The sequence below is a fragment of the Gillisia sp. Hel_I_86 genome (assembly GCF_007827275.1).
Taxonomy (GTDB): Bacteria; Bacteroidota; Bacteroidia; order Flavobacteriales; family Flavobacteriaceae; genus Gillisia.
Genome location: NZ_VISE01000001.1, coordinates 4,023,357 through 4,042,429 on the forward strand (window position 1 = coordinate 4,023,357; position 19,073 = coordinate 4,042,429).

Sequence of the window (19,073 nt, forward strand, 5' to 3'; positions counted from 1 at the left end):
TCAAATAATTAATTAATTGGAGGGTGAGAAAACAATTTTTATATTTGTTCGTTACTCATTACCCATTGCATGATTTTTGCATGATTATATACTCGCAAAAATAGCATAAATTTAATATATGTCGAAGGTTAAATATTATTACGATAGTGACACACTTTCCTACAAAAAAATAGAGCATAAAAGTGGAAGGAAATTCGGTTTTGCCCTTATTGGAGTTGCGGGGTCTTTTCTTGCAGGTTTTATTTTATTGGTTATCTACATGAATATTCCACAAATTGAAACTCCCAAGGAAATGGCTCTTAAACGAGAACTGCAAAACATGCAATTGCAGTACAATATTGTAAATAAAAAAATGGATCAGATTGAGAACGTACTTGCCAATGTAGAGGACAGGGACAATAATATCTATAGATTGTATTTTGAGTCCAACCCCATCCCGGAAGAGCAACGCAAAGCAGGTTTTGGAGGGATTAACCGTTATAAAAATTTGGAAGGTTACGAAAATTCCAAGTTGATTACTGAAACCAATAAAAGGATGGATATCCTTACCAAACAAATTGTGGTACAGTCTAAATCTTTGGATGAAATTGCGGTTCTTGCTGAAGAAAAAGAAAAATTACTAGCAGCCATACCTGCCATCCAACCTGTTAAAAACGAAAATTTAAAACGTATTGCTTCCGGGTACGGATGGAGGAACGACCCATTTACCAAGGTGAAAAAATTCCATTATGGAATGGACTTTTCTGCACCAAGGGGCACCCCGGTCTATGCAACGGGGGATGGGGTTGTAGATCGGGCAGATAATAGATCTACAGGATATGGAAATCATATAAGAATAGACCATGGCTATGGATATACCAGCTTGTACGCTCACCTATATAAATACAATGTGCGCAAAGGCCAAAAAGTGCAACGAGGTGATGTTATTGGATTTGTAGGTAGTACCGGGCGATCCGAAGCACCGCATTTGCACTATGAGATCTTTATGAATGAAGACCGAATAAACCCTATTAACTTTTACTACGGAAATCTTTCTCCTGAAGAATTCGACCAAGTACTTATTAAAGCGCAACAAGAAAACCAATCCCTGGATTAATGCATATAGACTTACCGGAAAAAAGATATTATGCTATAGGCGAAGTTGCTGAAGCTTTTGGGGTTAACACGTCTCTTATAAGGTTTTGGGAAAAAGAGTTCGATGCCCTAAAACCAAAAAAAAATGCCAAAGGCAACCGGTTATTTACTCCTCAAGACATCAAAAACCTGGAACTTATTTATCATTTGGTAAAGGAGCGCGGTTTTACATTGGAAGGCGCAAAAATTCATTTAAAGGAAGAAAAGAAGAAAACTCTTAGTAACTTTGAAATTATTAGAAAACTACAGACTATAAAATCTGAACTAACAAAAATCAAAAACCAACTATAACATGAAAAAGTGGCTTATCCCGACAATTGTAATTATTGTCTTAGGTATTATTATTTACAGTACCACCGTAGGTTTTAACAACACAGCAATTGTAAAACAGGAAGATGCCAGGGAATCTTGGTCCAATGTGGAAAGTTCTTATCAACGAAGAAACGATCTTATTGGCAACTTGGTAAAGACAGTACAAGGTGCTGCAGATTTTGAAAGAGGAACACTTACAGATGTTATAGAAGCAAGATCTAAGGCCACGCAAGTTACTGTGGATCCAACAAATATTACCCCAGAGCAAATGGCTCAGTTCCAACAGGCACAAAGTGGGGTTTCTTCAGCATTATCAAGGCTTTTGGTAACAGTAGAGCGATACCCGGATCTTAAAGCGAACCAGAATTTCCTTCAGTTACAATCCCAATTAGAAGGAACAGAAAATAGGATTAATGTTGCCAGGGATCGCTATAACGCCTCTGTTACTGAATTCAACAAGTATATAAGACAATTCCCTAATACTATTTTTGCAGGTTGGTTTGGGTTTGACCAAATGGTGAGGTACGAAGCCGATGCAGGATCTGAAAATGCTCCAGATGTAGATTTCGATTTTAAATAGATCTTAAGATGAGTAAAATTGAAGATTTTTTGACCAAACAGGAGGAAGAGGAAATTGTGGAGGCGATTAGAACGGCCGAAAAAGCTACTTCAGGAGAAATACGGGTACACATAGAAAAAACCCATGGTGCCAAAGATATTTTTGAACGCGCCATGGAAGTTTTTCATCTCTTAAAAATGCATAATACCAAAGAAGAGAATGGAGTTCTTATTTATGTTGCTGTGGAAGATCGCGATTTTGTGATTTATGGCGATAAAGGTATTAACGAGGTAGTTCCAACAGATTTTTGGGAAAGCACGAAAGACGCTATTGTTGCACGATTTAAAGCTGGCAATTTCAAACAAGGCTTAATAGACGGGATCTTAAAAGCTGGAAAAGAATTGCAAACACATTTTCCTTGGAGCGAAGATGATATTAATGAACTTCCCAATACAATATCTAAAGGATAAATGCTGAATTCTAAATTTTCATTTCTAATAACTCTTTTGTTTTTGCTGTCATTTTCAATTGATGCTGTCGCACAATTGGAAGTGCCACCTAAACCAAAAAAAGAGACCAGCATTTATGATTTTGCAGATATGCTTACTCCTTCTGAAGAGCAACTACTGGAACAGAAACTAATTAATTATGCCGATACCACTTCAACACAAATTGTAATAGCCACTATAGAATCCTTAAATGGAGAATATATTGGGCTATATGCCCCAAAATGGGCACAGGAATGGGGAATTGGCCAAGCTAAGGAAGATAACGGATTACTGATCTTGCTTTCCAAAACAGATCGAAAAATCTGGATTACCACGGGTTATGGACTTGAAGAATATTTAACCGATTTTACCACAAAAGACATTATAGAAAACATTATTCTGCCTGAATTTAAGAACGGAAACTTTTATGGTGGCTTGGATCAAGGAACTACCGCAATATTTCAAGTATTGAATGGCACTTTTGAAGGTTCACCTGTACGAGATAATAAATCTTCAGGGATCCCAATCAATTTGATTGTGATAGGGATCTTCTTCATTATTTTCCTTATTTCCTTGGCAAAAAAGAACCGAAACAACAAAGGAGGCCCCGGAAGCAGAGGCGGAATGGGAAGCATTTTATTGGATGCCATTATTTTAAGCAGTCTTGGAAGAGGTGGTTTTGGTGGTGGAAGCTCTGGAGGAGGAAGTTTTGGCGGCGGCGGTGGATTTGGCGGCGGCTTTGGTGGTGGCGGCTTTGGTGGTGGCGGTGCCGGCGGCAGCTGGTAGTTTTGAGAAGTGAGTAGTGAGTAAAACTGTAAATTCTTCGACAAACTATCATTGATATATTTATAATTATTTGCGTAAAATAGACCCTGAAACAAGTTCAGGGTGACGAAGCTAGGTATTATAATTGCCGTCATGCTGAACTTGTTTCAGCATCTTAGTACATGAATTACTAGACTAAATAAATCTTTTCTTCACTGGACTCAAGGTGACAAAATTATAAATACAAAAAATCCCAAAAGAATAAATTCTCTTGGGATTTTTATGTTTAGACCCTCAATGAGGGAATTATTTCTTTCTGAAATAAACAGAAATAGGAACTCCTGTAAAGTCGTACTCTTCCCTTAGTTTATTTTCCAAATAACGCTTGTAGGGATCCCTCACATATTGCGGGAGATTACAGAAAAATGCAAACTGTGGCTGCGGGGTTGGCAATTGCATACAGAATTTGATCTTTACATATTTTCCTTTCCACGCCGGGGGAGGATAACTTTCTATAATTGGCAACATGCGCTCATTAAGCTCGCTTGTTTTAATTTTCTTGCTTCGGTTTTTAAATACTTCAACCGCAGTTTCTATCGCCTTAAAGATTCTTTGCTTAGTCAATACCGAAATAAATACAATTGGCACATCTGTAAATGGCTCTATTTCCTTTCTAATTCTGCGCTCATACTCTTTCATGGTATTGGTTTCTTTATCTTCAACCAAATCCCATTTATTAACCAAGATCACGATCCCTTTTCTGTTACGTTGTGCAAGCCAGAAAATATTTTGTACTTGCCCGTCAAAACCTCTGGTGGCGTCTAAAACAATAAGACATACATCACAGTTTTCTATAGCCCTCACAGATCTCATTACAGAATAAAATTCCAAATCTTCTTTAACTTTGGATTTTCTTCTAATTCCGGCTGTATCCACCAAATTAAATTCGAATCCGTATCTATTAAATTTTGTGTCTATTGAATCTCTGGTAGTTCCGGCAACATCGGTCACAATGTATCGCTCTTCCCCTATCAAGGCATTAATGAAAGAAGATTTCCCTGCATTTGGTCTTCCAACTACAGCAAAACGTGGTAATTCTGACTCCTCTTCATCTTCTACTTCTGGCAATACCTCGATTAACGCATCCAATAATTCTCCCGTACCGCTTCCACTTGTACTCGCAATTGGATAGAATTCTCCCAATCCTAAATTGTAGAATTCGACTGCATTTTCCAGTCGTTTGGAGTTATCTACTTTATTAACGGCTAACAACACAGGTTTATCTTGTTTTCTAAGCAAATTGGCAACATCCTCATCCATTCCCGTGATCCCAGATTCTACATCTACCATAAAAATTATTGCATCTGCCTCCTCTATAGCAAGTACTACCTGCTTATCGATTTCAGATTCGAAAACATCATCACTGCCCTTCACGTACCCACCAGTATCAATAAGGGAAAATACCTGTCCATTCCAGTCGGATTTCCCATAATGACGGTCCCGGGTTACCCCACTTAGCGAATCCACAATTGCCTCCCGGCGTTGAATCAATCGGTTAAAAAAAGTGGATTTACCTACGTTTGGTCTTCCCACAATGGCTACTATATTGCCCATATCGACTATAATCTTTAATTAGGCTGCAAAATTAGGGTTTTTTAGTTGAATAACACCGTAAAACGGCAATATCAAATATGTATGGTTTGCGGGTTTCGTATGAATATTGAATTTTAGGGATTGATAAATAGCTACCTATGTTAATTCTATTTTTTATCTACTATTGAAATATTGAATATTTAAAATCATTTATATTGTATATCCGTTTATTGTCCTATAGTTGTTTGGTCACCCTGAGACCCGTGATAAAAAATATCTAGCGTAGGAAATGACGTGTTTAAAAATTACCTCAAATTTAGCCTGTTAAAGGATCTCAGAGCAGCTATCTCCTAGGTGGGAAAGACAATAAAAAAGGATTGTCATTCTGAAGGAAACGCAGTGGACTGAAGAATCTCAATAAAACAGAATCAATTTAACTAGAGATCCCTTCTAGCGTCGGGATGACAAAGTATTCAAAATACGTCAATGGTAGACCCGTAAGAAAAAAAAAATTTAGCGCAGGAAATTGACGTGGTTTTTATATAAGCTGATGGGATGCTGAAACAAGTTCAGAATGACGTTATTTTATGACACTTTTCGGATATACATTTATTTTACCTTGGTTTCTGTATAACAAACTCGCTATAAATTTTATATGAAAATATCTACTGACCTTTATCAAATTTTATACAAGCAAAAAAAGGGGGAAGCAAGGCTCCCCGAAATATCAACTCGAACCAAATAAAGTTTGCAATAAGATTTCTTATTTATAAAATATATTCTGTGCTCACAAAATTAGAGGTTTTGGATTCCAGTAATTTTTTCAATATCTCATTGTTGTAGGCGTTATCCTTGGATGCCACAAAAGTGCGGATGGAGAAGGAGCGCAACGCATCATGCACGCTTAAAGTCCCTACGGCCGAATCCTTACGGCCGGTAAATGGAAAAACATCGGGACCTCGCTGGCAGGAACTGTTTAAATTTACACGGCACACCAAGTTGACCAAGGTATCGATAAGCGGGGCAAGTTCATTGATATCACTGCCAAATAAACTTATTTGTTGTCCGTAATTGGAATTTGAAATTTCATTTAATAATTCCTGAATATCATTAAAGGGTTTTAGAGGAATAACAGGTCCGAATTGCTCTTCTTTATATACCCTCATTTCGTGGGTTACTGGAAATAACACCGCAGGAAAGATAAAATTATCAGTGATCTCACCTCCTTTTTTATTCAAGATAGAAGCACCTTTTTCTTGGGCATCTTTTATAAGATCTTGTATATATTGTGGTTTGTCCGGCTCTGGCAAAGGGGTAAGTTTAGCACCCTCTTCCCATGGATTTCCTAATTTTAAAGTATCTACACGAGCAGCAAAACGCTTATTGAATTCTTCCTGGATATCCTCATGTATATAGATAATTTTTAAGGCAGTACAACGCTGTCCATTAAAGGACAATGTACCAGAAATACATTCATCTATAGTAAGGTCCAAATCTGCATCCGGCAGTATTATTGCAGGGTTTTTTGCTTCCAATCCCAACACAAGTCTCAACCTGTTTTTATGGGGATGCTGATCCTGCAATGCGATGGCCGATTTGCTGTTTCCTATTAAAGCCAATACATCTATTCTTCCCGATTTCATGATAGGAGCAGCCACTTCCCTACCCCTTCCATAAATAACATTTACGGCTCCTTTTGGAAAACTGTCCCTAAACGCCTCCAACAAGGGGGAAATGAGCAAGACCCCATGCTTTGCCGGTTTAAAAATAACGGTGTTCCCCATAATTAAAGCGGGAATTAATAAAGCAAAGGTTTCATTTAAAGGATAATTATAAGGTCCCAGACAAAGTACGACCCCCAAAGGTCCTCGCCGAATGTGTGCATTTACCCCATCGCGTTTGGAAAACTTGGCACTGTTCCTATCCAGTTGCTTATAATCCTCAATAGTATCATTTATATATTCTATAGTTCTATCAAATTCCTTCTCAGAATCGGGCAATGATTTTCCAATTTCCCACATCAACAGTTTTACCACTTCAGCACGTTTTGGTTTCATGAGGGAAACGAACTTTTCCATACATTCAATCCTATCTGCCACCTTCATTGTTGGCCAAATCCCCTGTCCTTTGCCATAGGCATCACAAGCGAAATCCAATACCTCCACAGCAGTAGCCTCATCCATGTGCGGAACGCTCCCCAATAAAGTAGGTTTATATTCTTCGGAAGATGAAATAGTGGAGTATACCTCATCTTTCTTGCCCTTCCATGATTTTAATTCCCCATTGGAAAGATAGGTTTGCTGGTGCAATAGTTCTTTTATTTGAAAATCAGTTGAGTAATCCATTTCTAATTGGTTTTTTAAACATTTAATTTATAAAGCGGAGTGATACGTCTACTATTAATATGCCCTGAATTAATGATTTTTAATCTCTACCCCCGGGCTAATAGGCTAATATAAAATCCTGAACTTTATAGTGTTTTCTATCCCCTTTAACTCCTTGATCACTTCACTATCGTATGCCTTATCGATATCTGTAATAACATATCCAATGGTTTCATTGGTTTTAAGATATTGCCCAACAATATTAATATCATGGGCCGCCAATATTTTATTGATCTTGGCGATGATTCCCGGCCTATTTAAGTGAATATGAATCAATCTATGTGCATTCTCTAAAATAGGTAATTGTAGATTGGGAAAATTCACTGAGTTCGTTGTTCCTCCTGTGTTTATATATTCTATTATTTTCCCTGGAACAAAATTCCCGATATTTACCTGAGCTTCCTCTGTGCTACCCCCAATATGTGGAGTTAAGATCACATTGGGCAAGTTTCTTAGAGAAGACTCGAAAGTATCTTTGTTTGTTTTTGGCTCTTCAGGGAAAACATCTACTCCTGCTCCCCTAACCTTTCCAGATTCTATATGTTGCTGAAGAGCTTCAATTTCCACTACATGACCCCTGCTTAAATTCAAAAAGATCACACCATCCTTCATTTGCTGAAACTGCTTTTCAGAAATAATATTTTTATTCTCTTTTCTTCCGTCTACGTGAAGACTAACAATATCGGATATTTTCAATAATTCCTCTAGGCTACTGCATTTAGTTGCATTTCCTAAAGCCAACTTTTCAACCAAATCGAAATAATATACATCGAATCCAATGGCTTCAGCAAGAATGGAAAGCTGAGATCCTATATTTCCATATCCTACAATCCCCAATTTTTTTCCGCGGATCTCAAAACTATTATTTGCAGATTTATCCCATTGCCCATCATGCATTTTAGAAATTTTATCTGGAAGGTTTCGCATTAAGAGAATAATTTCACCTATTGCTAACTCTACTACCGATCTCGTATTGCTATAAGGAGCGTTAAAAACAGCCACGCCTTTTACCAGACATTCGTCCAGGTCTATTTGATTGGTCCCAATACAAAAAGCCCCAACTGCTATCAATCGATTTGCATTGTCTAAGACTTTCTTGGTAAGCTGCGTTTTGGAACGAATTCCCAATACTGAAACATCTTTAATTTTTTCTGACAATTCCTCTTCGTCCATCGCTCCCCCATAAATGGAAACATTATAGCCTTCATTTTTTAATATTTTTAATGCATCCTGGTGAATATTTTCCAATAGCATCACCTTGATCCTGTTTTTAGGATAAGAAATAGCTTTATTCATTTTATGCACATATAAAAATTCATCCAGACTGGGTGTAATATGATCGGCTTTTTCCAAGACGCTATCTCTTTCCACATTTTCTGTAAAGGCATAGAACTTATTTGCTAGTCCTGCGGCTTTAATTTCATAATCTGTATATCCATCGCCAATTACATACACATCTCCTTGAAGATCCATGGATTTTAGCTGTTCCACCTTTCCGTTATTGGAAGAAAGTACATTTTCCTTATCGAAACCAATAATATTTTCGGCATCATCGAACACAAAATCGTTGGCAAAAACATGGGATGCTTTAAGCCCTAGCTCTTCGACAATTGGGATTATAAAATCCTTAAAACCATTGGAAATAATATAAATATTCTCCTTATTATCTGCTAGGAAAGCTTCATTCCTAACAAAAGATGTGGAAATTCTCGTTTTCAATGTTTCTATGAGAGGCTCCAAATGCTGTTTTTTTGCATTCAGTAATTCTATACGTTTGCTAAGCGATTCTCTAAATGAAAGTCCGCCATCCATTCCGCGATCTGTAAGTGATTTAAGTTCCTGTAATTTTTCAGCCTTTTTAGAATCGCCATTTAAGGAGATCTCGCCCAATATATCCAGGGCTTCAACCTGCGTGAAAGTACTATCAAAATCTATTACATAATTTTTTTTATTCTCCATAAATCGCAATTTCTAAAGTTTGTTTTAGACTGCCTAAAACTACTATTTTTCAAAGTAAATAAAGGTGTGTAACCCTAAAAAATATAATGAAAAGAATTGAAAATCAATTCTGGAACATCTAATTATGAAAACCATAAATTAAGGTTTGTATAAATGTGGAATTAATAATTAGAAGGATTAAAAATAGGTTTTCGATAATACCACTAATGAAATATTTCAAGCGATTTTTTGAGAAACAAAAACAGAAAGCTGTTATAGTTCGACGGCTAATAAAACACACTTGATGGATGAAAATTTTATAAAACAGCTCAATTCAAAAATTCTTCTTGTTTTTAGTAGACCAAGTTTCATAGTGCCACCCTGCCTTCTATAAATTAAATGGAGGTTTCTCTTGCCTACTTTGTTCTTTCTTTTTCTAAAGAATATATGTTTTTATAATTGCACTAATGTATTATTCTTTTTCTTTCCCAATCCAATCCCTAATCTGAAGAAATATAAGTGAGCACCCAATATAAATATCCAAGGCATCCTCTTTCTGCATTGAAACTCCAGTATGCTGATGTAAATGGTTTCCGTTATAAAAAATTAAAACTATTAATTGATTAAATTGCAGGAGATGTTTATTATCATAAATTATGAAAGCACTTATAGTAGATGACGAAACATTAGCTAGAAAACGAATATTGAACCTTCTCTCCACCGTAGAAAAAATTAGGGTTGTAGAGGAATGTTCCAATGGGAAGACCGCTATACAAAGGATCAATGAGCTTAAACCGGATCTTGTTTTTCTGGATATTAACATGAAAGACATGAATGGTTTTGAGGTATTGCAAAAGGTAGCGATCACTCCAAAACCAATTATTGTTTTTGTAACTGCTTATGATCATTATGCTTTAAAAGCTTTCGATTATGAGGCTTTCGATTTTCTTCTAAAACCCTATCGCGATGAGCGTTTTTATAAAACCATAGATAAATTGCTTAATCTATCTCAGCCGGAGATCGACCTCAACTTTGAAAAGAAGATGAAGGAATTTTTCAAATTGAACGAAGAAAAAAAGGAGGCCAAAGAAGCAGGAAGCAGGTTACCTGTAAAACAGGGACACCGCACTATTCTTTTGGATCCTTCTAAAATAAAATATATCTGCGCCTCCGGCTATTATGCCGAGATCTATACCGAAGAAAACAAATATGTGCTAAGAGAATCATTGAAAAAATTAATAAAAATATTAAATCAGAAAATTTTCTTCAGAATCCATAGATCTGCAATAGTGAACATCAATTATATTCAGGAAATAGTCCACTCAGATTATTCTGAAATGGATGTGAGAATGAAGGACAATAAATTAATACGGGTAAGCAAATCCAATAAAAAGGGTTTTTTACTTCAACTAGGAATTTAAAATGAACTTAGTAAACCTTAAGAAAAAATACGTAGATGGTAAACTAATTTTACTACTAGCTGGCTTCTACACCCTCTTTTATATCGTTTTTATCTCCAAAACGCTTTACATGCGTGCCTATGTATATGAGGAGGTTAAATACAACATGTGGGAAATCATCGTACATGGTTACCTGGTGGATTGGGTGATAATTATTGCTTTCATGACATTAATTGCCATTAGCACTAAAAGATTGATAGTTAAAAAAGTGCCTTGGAAGAAGATCTTTTTATTGCATTTATTGCTTTCCCTATTTATAGGCGTTATAATTAGATTGGTTGTTATTTTATATAGCGTGATAATGGGAGAGCTTAGATTTAGCGATCTAAACTGGCGGGACAACCTCACCAGTTTTATGTATGTTATAGACCTTAATTTCCTTATTTATTTTGCCATGATCTTGATAATATATGTGTATTATTATATAGATCAAATTCGGGAAGTAGAGGAAAAAAGAGGCTTGTTGGAGGCACAACTACTTAATACAAGAATGAAAATGCTCACCTCCCAGTTACAACCACATTTCTTGTTCAACACCTTAAACAGTATTTCCAGCTTGGTGGAAATAGATTCCAAGCTAGCAAAGGACACCATAGCAGATCTTAGTGACTTCCTAAGGGAAATCCTTTATAATAGTGATGCTAAATTTATTCCGTTACATAAGGAGCTAACAGTGCTGGAATATTTTCTGAATATTGTAAATGTTCGCTTTTCAGATCATTTAACTATCGAAAAAGATATAGACCCAGATTTAATGAACATTAATATTCCTGCCATGATCATTCAACCCATTGTGGAGAATTCCATTAAGCACGGGTATTCTTATAACCATACCGACCTGGCTATAAAAATAGCTGTCCTTAAAAAAAATGGTCATATTTTATTGATGGTGGAAAACAATGGAAAACATATTGCTCAAGACACTCAAGCCTTGATTAATAGCGGAGTAGGACTATCCAATCTCAAGGAACGTCTTTATAATTTATATGGGGATTCCCACAGTTTCATTATGCGGAACAAGAAAGATGGCACCGGGGTAGAAACCCTAATTGAACTTCCCATTAAAGTTTAAATCAGTTTCTCACAACTAAAATTCAACTACTTAATTACTATAGGGTTGGTCTAGTATTTATTTGCCCCTACCTAAATAGGTGCTGTGGAAAAAATCAAATTAACTCCAATTACATTTACATCTACAAGGTCTTTAAGGCCAATGTCTAGAGGACGTGTTATTCCTAAACCCTTAATAGTCTTTGATTGATTGATTAATTGCTGATTGCTGCTGAAACCTATCATTGATAAATAGCCTATTTTAGAATGGTGTACATTGCTGACAATTAAACCTGGGGGCAAATAAAGTGTATCAAGCTATATTGAAAAATTTGGTGCAGAATAAAGGGGGATCAACTATATATTCATGTAATGGCGAAGAAGATGTTTGAGAAGAAAAGATTATGATCAACACCTTCGTGTAAAACGTTACTTTGAAAAAGTTACGATAAAAAAACCGAGAAACTTGGATAGTGCTGTTTCCCGGTTTCCTGGCTAATAGTAGGGTATCCAATGGTATATAACCTAGTTGCTGGCAACTTCGGAATTTCCAATATCCCGAGGGTCAATTCGTATATGCTGTTTTTTATTGCCATTTTCAATTTTAATTTTATAAACTTCTTTATCTATTCTATCTCCATTACCACTGGCCAAGTATTTGTTTTGTACCATGGTCCAGCCAGTATGGTTTTTATAAAGTGCCCTTCGTACCTTAAGAGGTAGGACAATGTCTTTAAAACGTTGATTTGTTTTTAAAAGAGTTCCATCATCGTCGTAGCTAGCCTCCAAATAACCTTTGCTGCTCTTAAAAGTCACTAAATATTCGTCGTAAACATCATTATCAATAGATGTTATAAAGGTTTTTATATCAAAGTTTTCTTTCATAAATGCTATTGGATTTTTAATAAATTCTCCAGCAAAGCTTTCTTTTACAATGAAGGTATGGTTTTCTAGGTTAGATGAAATTTTAACCGCATTAGGGGCAAAATTCACTTTTGCTTCCTCAAGTTCCGTGATCTGTTGAGCTTGGCTTGTACTTATAAGCCCAACTAGTAGTAATAAAACAATTAGGGTTTTCATGTGATAAATATTTAAAGGATTAATACATTTTTTATTTTCCATTTTTAATTCAGTCCGCGAATCCTGTATTAATTGGAATTATAAAATTTTACATATTTTACATACCCGAAATTACTGGATTAATCCCCTCCTTTCATTAAAATGATGCCATCCCACCCAATTATGGTCACCAAACCCTCTTTCCTTGCAACGAATCGTTTTACAATCCTTTAAGAGTTCATTATTAATCACTTACCCACATATAATGACCTTTACTTCATGAAGTAGTGTGCCCAAATCAAATAAAACATAAAAAAATAAGGCTTCGGCTTTTGCAATTCCTTAAAAAGATTCACATTTAGAGTTGTTTCACTCTGGGAGATATTGTATTTTCAAAACTCAAAAAAATTCTGATCATCCCTGTTAAATAAATTTATTTCTGAATGAAAATCCTTCATACGGCCGATTGGCATATTGGTAAAAAGCTGCATAAACACGACCTTTCCCCAGATTTCGATCTTTTTATAATTTGGTTGTGCAATTGCATCCAGGAAAACAAGGTGGAATTATTACTCATTTCGGGGGATGTCTTCGATCTCGCAAACCCCTCTTCTGAAGCTAGAAAACAATATTATAGGGCTTTATTGAAGCTTCGAAATTTAGATTGTAAAATCATTCTCACCGGGGGAAATCATGATTCCCCAGCGATGTTGGACGCGCCCGGGGAAATTTTGAAGGAACTGGATATGCATGTGATTGGAAGTTTACGAAAAAATTTAGAAGACTGCATTATCCCAGTTAAAGGAAAATCAGGAAAAATAGAATTAGTAGTTGCAGCACTCCCCTACCTTCGGGATGCAGATCTGCGTTCTGCCGGTGAAGGAAACACTTATGAGGATAGATTGGAAGTTATTAGAATGGGGATCCAAAACACATTTTTAGGCGCTGCTGAAATTTGTAAAACAAAATTTCCCGATATTCCAGCTTTGGCAATGGGACATTTATATGCTGCCGGGGTAGAAACCTCAGAAAGCGAGCGCGATATCCAAATAGGAAATCAAGCGGCCTTCCATGCTTCTCAATTTGGAGATTTCTTCAATTATATCGCCTTAGGCCATATTCATAAACCCCAAAAAGTTAACGCACCAGTTCCCACGTATTATAGCGGTTCCCCAATTCCGCTTTCTTTTAGTGAACGCAAAGATGAAAAAAGGGTGCTCATACTTGATACCGAAAAAGCTTGGATCCCAGAAAGTATTCCTATTCCTGTTTTTAGGAAACTATTGAAAATAAGCGGAACGCTTTCAGAATTAAACTCAAAATTATTGGTGCTGGAAAGTAATGAAGCCCTAAATAGTCTTATAGAACTAGAAATGATCGAAACCCAATTTGATGCCAATAAAATATATGAGTTGGATAAATTAAATGAACTCTTTGACCAACCTGGCTTTGAAATTGTAAAAAGCAAGGCCACATTTCTAAATCAAACAAAAGGTGCAAGTGAGCTGTACGCAAATTCACAGCAGCTAGAAGACCTAAAACCTCGGGATGTTTTTTTAGAGCTAATTGCCAAACAAGAATATAACGAGGAGATGAAAAACGATATTTTAAGTGCTTTCGATGAACTGTTGGAAGAAGTGCATGCCACAGAATCTTCAAAACAAATCTAGCTCATGAAAATCTTAAAAATAGAATTCAAGAATATAAATTCTTTAAGGGGCAGTCATGAGATCGATTTTACGGCTAGTCCATTTACTGCATCCTCACTTTTTGCCATTACCGGACCTACTGGTAGCGGGAAAAGCAGCATTCTGGATGTGATCTCAATTGCGCTTTTTAACCAGGTTCCAAGAATTCCCGGTGGCAGGACAATTTCTAAAAACGACATTCTAAAATTTGGTGCCATCCTTACCCGCAACCAGAAAGATGCCATGGCAAAGGTAACCTACCATTGTAACAGTGGTATGTTTTCTTCAAAATGGAGTATTAACACCAATAGAAATGATAAGTTGCGGGATCATGAAATGGAGATCATAGACCTATCTTCAGGAAACCTATTGGATCTAAAAAAGTCTGATGTACCAGCTAAAAATGAAGAATTGATTGGATTGAGTTATGATCAATTTATTAAGGCAGTATTGTTGGCTCAAGGTGAATTTGCCCAATTCTTAAAAGTGAATAAAAAGGAACGGGGCGCTCTTTTAGAAAAAATAACCGGCACAGGAATTTACCGGAAATTGGGAATGAAAGCCTACGAAAAATATGGACTACTCAACAAGGAAATAGAAAAACAACAACATGAAATCCAGCTTCTTGAAGAACGCTTATTAAGTGATGAGAAAAAATTGGAACTCTCTGCGGAAACAAAGTTTCAGGAAGATAAAATAACCGAATTAAACAAAACGATAGATGATCTTTCCAAAAACATGGAACTTAAAAATGTCATTTCCAATCAGCATAAGGAAATTGCTATAATTTCTGAACGGCAAGAAGATGAAACCAAGGCTTTAAAAGAATTTTCAGATGAATTTGGATTGCAATTGCAACAACATGAAAAAGTGCAATTTGTAGCCGAAGATCTTAGAAATTGGAGCTCTCATCTTCAAATCTCTTCAGACTTAAAACAAGAAGCGGAGAAATTTACGCAGGACATTGATAAAAACTCCAGTTCCCGAGAACATATAAGGCTTCAGCTTGAAAAACTGATTAAGGAACCGGTTACCCAATCAACTTTTGAAGGGCAGTTAGAAAGTTTTTCAGCCAAGGTTTTAAGCCTGCAGGAAGAACGAAAAGAAAAGAAACGCGATTGGGATCTTTTAAATCAATCCTTAAATAGCGTTTTGCGACCTCTCAACTTTATTCCTGAAAAAGATCCTGATTTAAATCTTGCGAAACTTCAAACGATCAAAGCCGCTTCAGCAAAAAACATTCAAGATCTTAAATTAAGATTAAGGGAGATAGATTTTACTGCTATTGGGCAAGAAAGCAGAAAACTTAAGCTAGAATTAGAACAGAGTAGATTTGCGGAGAAGCAACATGATAAAATTCAAACTTCAAAAACTGAACTCGATAAAATTATTGCCGAAAAAAATACTATTACCCCACTTTTAGATAAGCTTCCGAAGCAAATAAAAGGACTCGAGCAAGTCCTTCAAAGAGATAATGCAACCTTTGTTAATTTAAATTTAGAAAAGGAAAATCAATTACTACGCGCAAGTTTAACAGAGCTCAGGGCAAAACTAAGCGAAAATGAGCCTTGCCCGCTTTGTGGTTCTTTGGAACATCCTTTTGCTGCACATTTACCAACAAAGACAAGCGATCTAGGTCCCAAAATCCATGAACTTCATAAAAAAATTACTGCCAACACCAAAGAACTTGCAACTTTAAAAGCAAATCTCGTAAATCACCAAACTAATTACGACACTTTAAACATAAAAGAAAAAGAGCTTACCGCCGAGCTGGAAAATTTATCTGAGAAATTTAAAGAACAATTCCAAAACCTAAAATTGAAAGAAGGAATTTCTTGGGAACAAAAAGTGCAGGATTTAGAAGAAAAATTGGAACTTTTAGAGCAATTTGAAAAGGAACATACCACCTTAAATGCAACAGGAGAAGCCATTCCAATTATAGAAAAGCTCAAAAACGTTGTGGAAAAAGGCCAAGCGATTGCTTCAAAATTGAGTTCCATTTATAAAGGAACCGATATTACCAAAGACAGTAAGGATCTCCAAAGTAGTTTTACCCGTTTACAACAAGAACAACAATATTTAAAAGATCAAAACAATAAATTAACATATAAAGCAGCGAAGAACCAGGGTTCTATCATTCAAATAGAACAAAAATTAGCAGTTCCAATTCAAAAAAGAGGTTTTAAAACCATCGCTGAAGCAAGGGCAGCACTGCTTCCAGATCATGATTATCTCAAAATTAGAAATAAGCAAGAGGCATTAAAAACAGAGATAGAAAAATCTTTAACATCCATCAAGCTATTAAAAGATCAACTTTCAGAAAACCTTAAAAAAGATACTGAGAAACCTTTAGAAGATCTCAAAGAAGGGCTTAGTTTAAATCAAGAAAACCTAAAGGAGATTCAGGCCCTCTATCGGGAAAGTACTCGGCTATTAAAAAATCACCAAGAAAATCTGGTAGCTCAAAATCAGTTAAAAACCAGTATCGAAGAACGAGAAAAGCAAACACTGCGATGGCGGCTTTTAAATACCATTATTGGTGACCGAACAGGAAATAAATTCAACGAATTTGCCCAAGATCTCACCCTATCTCAACTATTGCAATTAGCCAATGTAAGATTAAGCGATCTTAGCGACCGCTATCTTATAGATAAGCCAACAGAAGATGAGGACGATGGTTTGGTGGCTATAGACGAGCATATGGGCGGGCAACGTCGCTCGGTGAAAACACTTTCTGGAGGAGAAACTTTCATTTTAAGTCTTTCCCTGGCCCTAGCCTTAAGTGACCTGGCTTCCAAAAATGTGGAGATCAACAGTCTTTTTATAGATGAAGGTTTTGGAACTCTAGATCCTGAAACACTGGATCAGACACTGGACACCTTGGAAAAACTTCAGGCAGAATCTTCAAAAACCATAGGAATTATAAGTCATGTGGATTCTCTTAAAGAACGCATTGCAACTCAAATAAAACTTACCAGAAACGGACAAGGATATAGTAGTTTGGAAGTGGTAGGTTAGAAGTTGCGGGTTCAAGATTTAAGATTGAATTCTGAATGTTAAATTTTGAATTTATAAAAGAAATGGCAAAAAAAGGAGCTCAAAAGAACACTCAAAACAAGGCAAAGCATACTAAGCTATTAAACAGGAAAAAAAAACAAACTCCGTAAAGAACAAGAAGCGCATAAAGAGCGCTTAAGGGCTATTATTAAAAAAGCGAATGAGTTTAAAAAGGAAGAATAAATCTTTTTTACTAGACAAATAATTTTATAAATTAAGTTTAAAACAGGGACTATCTCTTAAAGTGTGTAAGTTAAAAAATAGCGGGGGCATGCCCCCGCTATTTTTTTGTTTAATTTTAATTTATACATATTATGAGAAAAGAAGATTTATTTGACGACGATTTCCTCAAGCAATTTAAAACTGGTGCTGAGCTTACTGGTTTTTTAAAGGAGATTCAAAAGCGCGGCATCGAAAAGATGCTGGAAGGTCATCTTGATTATGGAAAACATCAAAAATCCGTCAGCAGTAATGCTCGCAACGGACATTCAAAAAAGAAGATAAAGACATCTTTTGGAGAAGCCGAGATCTCGGTCCCCAGGGATAGAGAAGCCTCTTTCAATCCTATGATCGTACCCAAACGTGGCAGTGTTATAGATGGGGTAGAGAATGTCATCGTATCGCTCTATGCCAAGGGCATGAGCAACAGCGACATCGAGGAACAGGTACGTGAGGTCTATAATTTTGACATATCCACCTCCACGATATCAAGGATCACGGAAATGGTCTCGGGCGATATAATTGCCTGGCAGAACCGCCCGTTGGAACCTGTATATCTCATCGTCTGGATGGATGGGATCGTCTTCAAGGTCAGGGAGAACTCCAAGGTCATCAACAAGACCGTGTACATTGCGGTGGGGCTGCGCAGGGATGGCAAGAAAGAGGTGTTGGGCCTTTGGCTGGGCAAGAACGAATCCTCGGCATTTTGGATGAGCGTCCTCACGGACATCAGGGCACGGGGAACAGAGGACATACTGATCACAGCAACCGATAACCTGAACGGTTTTACCGATACGATCAAAAATGTGTTCCCTGAATCCAAGACACAGATATGTGTTGTGCACCAGATCAGGAATGCGTGCAGGTACGTGGTCTGGAAGGACAAAAAGGCCTTCACCGCAGATATGAAGCACATTTACAACGCCCCCAACCAAGAGGCCGCTAAGATGGCCCTAGAAGATTTTGCCCAGAAATGGGAGGGTAAATATTCTTATGCCATAAAGAGCTGGCGCGACAACTGGGAAGAGCTCACGGTGTTCTTTGAGTTCCCATTGGAGATAAGGAAAATCATCTATACGACCAATCTTATAGAGAACCTGAACGGAAAGATAAGGAAGTACACCAAGAACAAATTATCCTTCCCAACAGATGATGCTGTGATGAAATCAGTATATTTGGCTGTCCGGGAAGCAACCAAAAAATGGTCAATGCCCATCAGGAACTGGGGGATAATCTTAAATCAGTTCCTAACGATCTATGAAAAAAGGGTCAGACTTTAAAAAAGTCCAACCCCTGTTATTTTAAACTTACACACTTAGTGGGATAGTGTCTTAAAACAAAAAGCCCGCTTTTAGAGCGGGCTTTTT

14 protein-coding genes are annotated in these 19,073 nt (G+C 36.7%); 10 read left to right on the top strand and 4 right to left on the bottom strand.

Annotated elements, in window-relative coordinates; translation table 11 throughout:
* Positions 1–118 precede the first annotated feature (118 nt).
* From JM83_RS17945 to JM83_RS17965, 5 genes are read left to right on the top strand one after another with little or no spacing between them, the layout of a single operon-like run.
* Entirely contained in the window at positions 119–1,096 is a 978-nt protein-coding gene (locus JM83_RS17945; RefSeq protein ID WP_144963461.1) for a M23 family metallopeptidase, read from the top strand.
* Complete coding sequence (locus tag JM83_RS17950; protein WP_010231316.1) at positions 1,096–1,425, top strand: MerR family transcriptional regulator; 330 nt, start codon at positions 1,096–1,098, stop codon at positions 1,423–1,425. Before JM83_RS17945 ends, JM83_RS17950 begins: the two co-directional genes overlap by 1 nt.
* A 1-nt stretch (position 1,426) precedes the next feature.
* On the top strand, positions 1,427–2,026 hold the full coding sequence (locus tag JM83_RS17955) for a LemA family protein (RefSeq protein ID WP_144963462.1): 600 nt from the start codon (positions 1,427–1,429) through the stop codon (positions 2,024–2,026).
* 8 nt (positions 2,027–2,034) lie between these two features.
* Positions 2,035–2,475, top strand: coding sequence for a TPM domain-containing protein (locus JM83_RS17960; protein ID WP_144963463.1), 441 nt, complete (start codon positions 2,035–2,037; stop codon positions 2,473–2,475).
* Positions 2,476–3,279: a TPM domain-containing protein gene (locus JM83_RS17965; RefSeq protein ID WP_144963464.1), complete on the top strand. Its 804-nt coding sequence runs from the start codon at positions 2,476–2,478 to the stop codon at positions 3,277–3,279.
* A gap of 285 nt (positions 3,280–3,564) precedes the next feature.
* Here JM83_RS17965 and der read toward each other — a convergent pair whose 3' ends face one another.
* The 3 genes from der to serA all read right to left on the bottom strand — a co-directional run bounded on the left by der (position 3,565) and on the right by serA (position 9,194).
* On the bottom strand, positions 3,565–4,872 hold the full coding sequence (der, locus tag JM83_RS17970; RefSeq protein WP_144963465.1) for a ribosome biogenesis GTPase Der: 1,308 nt from the start codon (positions 4,870–4,872) through the stop codon (positions 3,565–3,567).
* Positions 4,873–5,618: 746 nt separating this feature from the next.
* On the bottom strand, positions 5,619–7,196 hold the full coding sequence (locus JM83_RS17975; protein WP_144963466.1) for an NADP-dependent glyceraldehyde-3-phosphate dehydrogenase: 1,578 nt from the start codon (positions 7,194–7,196) through the stop codon (positions 5,619–5,621).
* Positions 7,197–7,301: 105 nt separating this feature from the next.
* Positions 7,302–9,194: a phosphoglycerate dehydrogenase gene (serA, locus tag JM83_RS17980; RefSeq protein WP_144963467.1), complete on the bottom strand. Its 1,893-nt coding sequence runs from the start codon at positions 9,192–9,194 to the stop codon at positions 7,302–7,304.
* A gap of 635 nt (positions 9,195–9,829) precedes the next feature.
* On the opposite strand from serA, the gene JM83_RS17985 reads away from it, so the two are divergent.
* On the top strand, positions 9,830–10,594 hold the full coding sequence (locus tag JM83_RS17985; RefSeq protein ID WP_144963468.1) for a LytR/AlgR family response regulator transcription factor: 765 nt from the start codon (positions 9,830–9,832) through the stop codon (positions 10,592–10,594).
* 1 nt (position 10,595) lies between these two features.
* Entirely contained in the window at positions 10,596–11,705 is a 1,110-nt protein-coding gene (locus tag JM83_RS17990; protein WP_144963469.1) for a sensor histidine kinase, read from the top strand.
* Between the two features lie 503 nt (positions 11,706–12,208).
* On the opposite strand, the gene JM83_RS17995 is transcribed toward JM83_RS17990, so the two are convergent.
* Positions 12,209–12,763: a hypothetical protein gene (locus JM83_RS17995; protein ID WP_144963470.1), complete on the bottom strand. Its 555-nt coding sequence runs from the start codon at positions 12,761–12,763 to the stop codon at positions 12,209–12,211.
* A gap of 422 nt (positions 12,764–13,185) precedes the next feature.
* On the opposite strand from JM83_RS17995, the gene sbcD reads away from it, so the two are divergent.
* The 3 genes from sbcD to JM83_RS18010 all read left to right on the top strand — a co-directional run bounded on the left by sbcD (position 13,186) and on the right by JM83_RS18010 (position 18,986).
* Positions 13,186–14,412 carry an exonuclease subunit SbcD gene (gene sbcD / locus JM83_RS18000; RefSeq protein WP_144963471.1) on the top strand — a complete coding sequence of 409 codons (1,227 nt, stop codon included), beginning with the start codon at positions 13,186–13,188 and terminating at the stop codon, positions 14,410–14,412.
* A gap of 3 nt (positions 14,413–14,415) precedes the next feature.
* Positions 14,416–17,448, top strand: coding sequence for an AAA family ATPase (locus JM83_RS18005; RefSeq protein WP_144963472.1), 3,033 nt, complete (start codon positions 14,416–14,418; stop codon positions 17,446–17,448).
* Positions 17,449–17,801: 353 nt separating this feature from the next.
* Complete coding sequence (locus tag JM83_RS18010) at positions 17,802–18,986, top strand: IS256 family transposase (RefSeq protein ID WP_144963473.1); 1,185 nt, start codon at positions 17,802–17,804, stop codon at positions 18,984–18,986.
* Positions 18,987–19,073: the final 87 nt, after the last annotated feature.

Bases quoted from the DNA above. Each gene is read 5' to 3' on its own strand.
- JM83_RS17975 (WP_144963466.1), bottom strand. From the start codon at position 7,196: ATGGATTACTCAACTGATTTTCAAATAAAAGAACTATTGCACCAGCAA.
- JM83_RS17955 (WP_144963462.1), top strand. From the start codon at position 1,427: ATGAAAAAGTGGCTTATCCCGACAATTGTAATTATTGTCTTAGGTATT.
- der (WP_144963465.1), bottom strand. From the start codon at position 4,872: ATGGGCAATATAGTAGCCATTGTGGGAAGACCAAACGTAGGTAAATCC.
- JM83_RS17945 (WP_144963461.1), top strand. From the start codon at position 119: ATGTCGAAGGTTAAATATTATTACGATAGTGACACACTTTCCTACAAA.
- serA (WP_144963467.1), bottom strand. From the start codon at position 9,194: ATGGAGAATAAAAAAAATTATGTAATAGATTTTGATAGTACTTTCACG.
- JM83_RS18005 (WP_144963472.1), top strand. From the start codon at position 14,416: ATGAAAATCTTAAAAATAGAATTCAAGAATATAAATTCTTTAAGGGGC.
- JM83_RS17960 (WP_144963463.1), top strand. From the start codon at position 2,035: ATGAGTAAAATTGAAGATTTTTTGACCAAACAGGAGGAAGAGGAAATT.
- JM83_RS17985 (WP_144963468.1), top strand. From the start codon at position 9,830: ATGAAAGCACTTATAGTAGATGACGAAACATTAGCTAGAAAACGAATA.
- JM83_RS18010 (WP_144963473.1), top strand. From the start codon at position 17,802: ATGAGAAAAGAAGATTTATTTGACGACGATTTCCTCAAGCAATTTAAA.
- sbcD (WP_144963471.1), top strand. From the start codon at position 13,186: ATGAAAATCCTTCATACGGCCGATTGGCATATTGGTAAAAAGCTGCAT.
- JM83_RS17965 (WP_144963464.1), top strand. From the start codon at position 2,476: ATGCTGAATTCTAAATTTTCATTTCTAATAACTCTTTTGTTTTTGCTG.
- JM83_RS17990 (WP_144963469.1), top strand. From the start codon at position 10,596: ATGAACTTAGTAAACCTTAAGAAAAAATACGTAGATGGTAAACTAATT.
- JM83_RS17995 (WP_144963470.1), bottom strand. From the start codon at position 12,763: ATGAAAACCCTAATTGTTTTATTACTACTAGTTGGGCTTATAAGTACA.
- JM83_RS17950 (WP_010231316.1), top strand. From the start codon at position 1,096: ATGCATATAGACTTACCGGAAAAAAGATATTATGCTATAGGCGAAGTT.